Source organism: Mesorhizobium kowhaii, assembly GCF_042431665.1.
Taxonomy (GTDB): Bacteria; Pseudomonadota; Alphaproteobacteria; order Rhizobiales; family Rhizobiaceae; genus Mesorhizobium; species Mesorhizobium kowhaii.
Genome location: NZ_JBHLYT010000172.1, coordinates 1 through 3,251 on the forward strand (window position 1 = coordinate 1; position 3,251 = coordinate 3,251).

Annotated in this window: 2 protein-coding genes; one reads left to right on the plus strand and one right to left on the minus strand. The window is 57.1% G+C overall.

From position 1 onward, the window contains the following. The first annotated feature begins 475 nt into the window (after window positions 1-475). Window positions 476-901 carry a hypothetical protein gene (locus tag ACFFNA_RS36890; RefSeq protein ID WP_378924966.1) on the plus strand — a complete coding sequence of 142 codons (426 nt, stop codon included), beginning with the start codon at window positions 476-478 and terminating at the stop codon, window positions 899-901. A gap of 471 nt (window positions 902-1,372) precedes the next feature. On the opposite strand, the gene ACFFNA_RS36895 is transcribed toward ACFFNA_RS36890, so the two are convergent. After that, window positions 1,373-2,698 (minus strand): Fic family protein, encoded by a 1,326-nt coding sequence (locus ACFFNA_RS36895; RefSeq protein WP_378924968.1) that lies wholly within the window; start codon window positions 2,696-2,698, stop codon window positions 1,373-1,375. Between the last annotated feature and the right edge of the window lie 553 nt (window positions 2,699-3,251).

Below are 3,251 nucleotides of genomic sequence, written 5' to 3' on the forward strand. Positions count from 1 at the left end.
AAGCCATTCTCGACCTCTTCACGCGGCCGCCACGCCGCAGATGTCCTCACTGTGAGAAGCTGCTCGCAGACGCCGTCAAACCTAAACTGCCAAAGTAGTGCTAGCCGCTCTGCAGGCTGATGGGTCTTCTCCTCATCTCGCACTTTCGATCGAACGGCCGACAAGCCCTGCCTCTGGCAGCGAAGTTCAGCCTGTGCCCTTTGTATCGCGCCCGTAGCTGACGTTTGAAACGGCGCTCGGCGGGCACTCTCGCAGTTTTTGGGAAACCTGATTCGCAATTGACGCGAGCAGTTGTTGATCTACGTCACGATCTAGCTATTGCCTTGGCAGGCTGTGCAGCCTGCCGCTCGCTCCTCCTGGAATGGTGAATGCACAATCCTTACGGTTTGACCCTCGTGGGTGGCCGTCAGCAACGCGAGCACTGACACTGACTACAGAAGGGATGAACCATGATGCTCTCCGGCGTTCCCAGTCCATGGCCAAAGCATTGCGAAAAGCTTTGGCCATGCGGCAGATCGATTTGTCGGCAGCGAATGCCCATGAAGTAGTCCCTCAGCAGCATGGCATTTCAGACGGGAACGTTCTCAAGTCGGTTTGCGATGTTGGGATATCACTCTCACTGACGATTTTTGTGGAGCATGGTGGGCAGCAGGGAGCTGCGTCGTTCTATCAAGCCGCATTCGGAGCAGTGCAAACCAATGCGCATTTTCTAAAGAGACGAAGTGAGCTGATGGCCGTCGACATACGGCTTGGGGATCGGACGATCTCTGTTTGCGGCGCTAACCCTCGTCGTGAAACTGAGCCACTTCGGGGCGGCCCATTTTTCCCGAAAGAACCTGGCTCGGTCAGCACGACGGCCTCGGGAGGCCGCGAAATCAGTGCCGTATGCGTATCCGCCTGAACATGAGGCAGGCCCTTAGTGGGGCTGGCCGCAGGAGTCGATCGGTTCTTTGACCGGGGGTTAACGAAAAGTAGCGGGCGAGCGCATCACTGCCACTTTCCCAGCTTTCCGCCGACGGTAACACTGAAATCGGAGGAGACTGGAAATGGATGCCAACGTCCCCGGCCTATAAGAGGTCAGTATGGACCGCGCACCTGTTTCGGAAATTTTTGGAAGAATTTCGGCAAATGGCACGACAAGGCGCGCCAGGCGTCACGGCAGAGCTCATTTCGGCCGACGACCCTATCGTGAGGGTCGCCGCCTCATACATAGCTTGTCATCGACCTGGATGACGTGAAATGTCCATCGCCGCTGCACTCGAATTTCTAAGGCCGCGTCCTCGGCTATGAATAAAACGCCTGTAAATAGTCAATAATAATCATATGTTTGGCCGTTCCGTCGGTGGCTTGAATGAATGGTGAATAAAACATACTAAGTGCCATGGGTTTTGGATCTGCCGCTGATGTAGGCGACTACCCTGTCAGGGTCGACGTTCCATGCCCTCGCGTTTTCCGGTGTGATCGCCGTGATTATCTCGGCCACTAACCCAACGAGGTGGTCCCGGTCTTCATCATTCAGGTTCTGGAAATAATCCGAAGCGAACGACCGCACGTCGTCTTCCGGGAGGCCATCCTCCACGATGGTACGGACAGCCTCGTCGATGCGCCTCCGCTCACGCAGTTCGACAGACTTCGGCACCCGCCTGGTCGCCACCGCAGCCGTGTAGTTTTTCGACGTCTCCTCATAGGCGTCGGCCACGGCGCCGGCCATCAATGACGCGTCGCCCAGTTCGTAGAAGAGGATGAGTCCGGACAGGTATGCGCTGCGGTTGATGCCGATGAACGAGATCGGCGGCAGGCCCTGCCATAGCAATGGCACGTTGGCCATGAGCCGCCCCATCCGCTTGTCGCCGTCAATGAAAGCCTGCAGGTAGGAGAACTCGGTCAGCAGCAGGAAGCTTGCCTCGAACGGGTCCTCGACTTGTTCCGCTTTCCAGAGCAGCTGGCCCAGGTCCTGCGTGAGCTGGGTGCGATCGCCGCTCGGCTGGTAGCTGGAGCCTTGAATCTTGACCGGGTTTCCCCGCACCCGCCCAAGGTCTTCGGGCGAGATCAGGTCGCGAAGGAGCATCGCGTGGATACGGGCGGCGAACTGGGGGTTGAGGACGGGCCTCCCCACGCTATCGAGCAGCTCGGAAATCGCGTGCTTGTGGTTTAGGATCATGGTTGCCTCCGCCAGTTCGTGGCCGCTCGCTTTCTGGCCGTATTGAAGGAGGACTTCCGTGTCGAGATAGGTGTACGTGTTCCCTTCAAGGTTCGATGATGCCCAGGCGAGGTCAATCAGGAAGCGTTCCGCGATCGCCCTGCTATATGTCGATGCATCCAGGGCCTGGTTTACGCCTTCCGCGGCGGCCCTGATGCGCGCCAACTGTTCCGCTGGAAGCCATGTTGTTGTGTTCGGGACGTAACCTCCGATCCGCTCAGGGTCATACGGAACCTCGGGGCGGTAGTGCGGTGCCTTCGAGAACCAAGACGCTGCTGGGGACAAATCGAACGATGCGCCGCGGGTTTCTCCCGTTTTGATGACGATTCCGTCGGCGACGAGCCTGGCCATCGCCCGGGACACGGTTGGCTGGCTGGCGCGGCTAGTCAGTTTCGCTACGATGCCAGTCTGCGACATGCCGATCCCGGCGCGGGAAAGGATGCTGACGATCTCCTTCTGAAGAGTGTCCAAATTACGAAGTGCCATCACGGGATGCATGGGATTCACCATTCACAAGTTCACGCAGGGACGACTAAGCGCCCGCCGCCCTGCAAAAATCAAATGAGAATATCGCCATTCATGAATAAATAGAAGCATAAAAACGATTTGTTTACAACGATATAAAAACTACCGGAAGGTGTCTGAATGAATGAAGAATAAATCGTTCACCTCGGACCGACCGCAGATGTAGCCTCAGTTCTCGGTGAGCTAAGCCGAGTGGCCAGTGAGCGCGCCTCCGCCTTGACAAGGCGACGCGCGTCTAACTTGCCTTGTACGGACCTGGAGCTCCATAGGATCGACTGATCGCGACAAGGGCGAACGGCGTCTCGATGCGCTCTGGAGAAGCCTGACTCCCTTACGGGAACGGGGCGACGGGCGCTGGTCTTTCTGGAGTAAGGTCCAGGTTGAAGCGTTAATTTGGGAGTTGGTGGCGGTTGCTACCGAATTAGGCCGCAAACTCATAAACTGACTACCGCTTTGTGACGGGTTCTGATTCAAGGCTTCTTTTGGAGGCTTGAATGCGACGTTACGAATTGAGCGACTTTGAATG

Coding starts and splice junctions, on each gene's coding strand:
- ACFFNA_RS36895 (WP_378924968.1), bottom strand. CDS start 2,698: ATGCATCCCGTGATGGCACTTCGTAATTTGGACACTCTTCAGAAGGAG.
- ACFFNA_RS36890 (WP_378924966.1), top strand. CDS start 476: ATGGCCAAAGCATTGCGAAAAGCTTTGGCCATGCGGCAGATCGATTTG.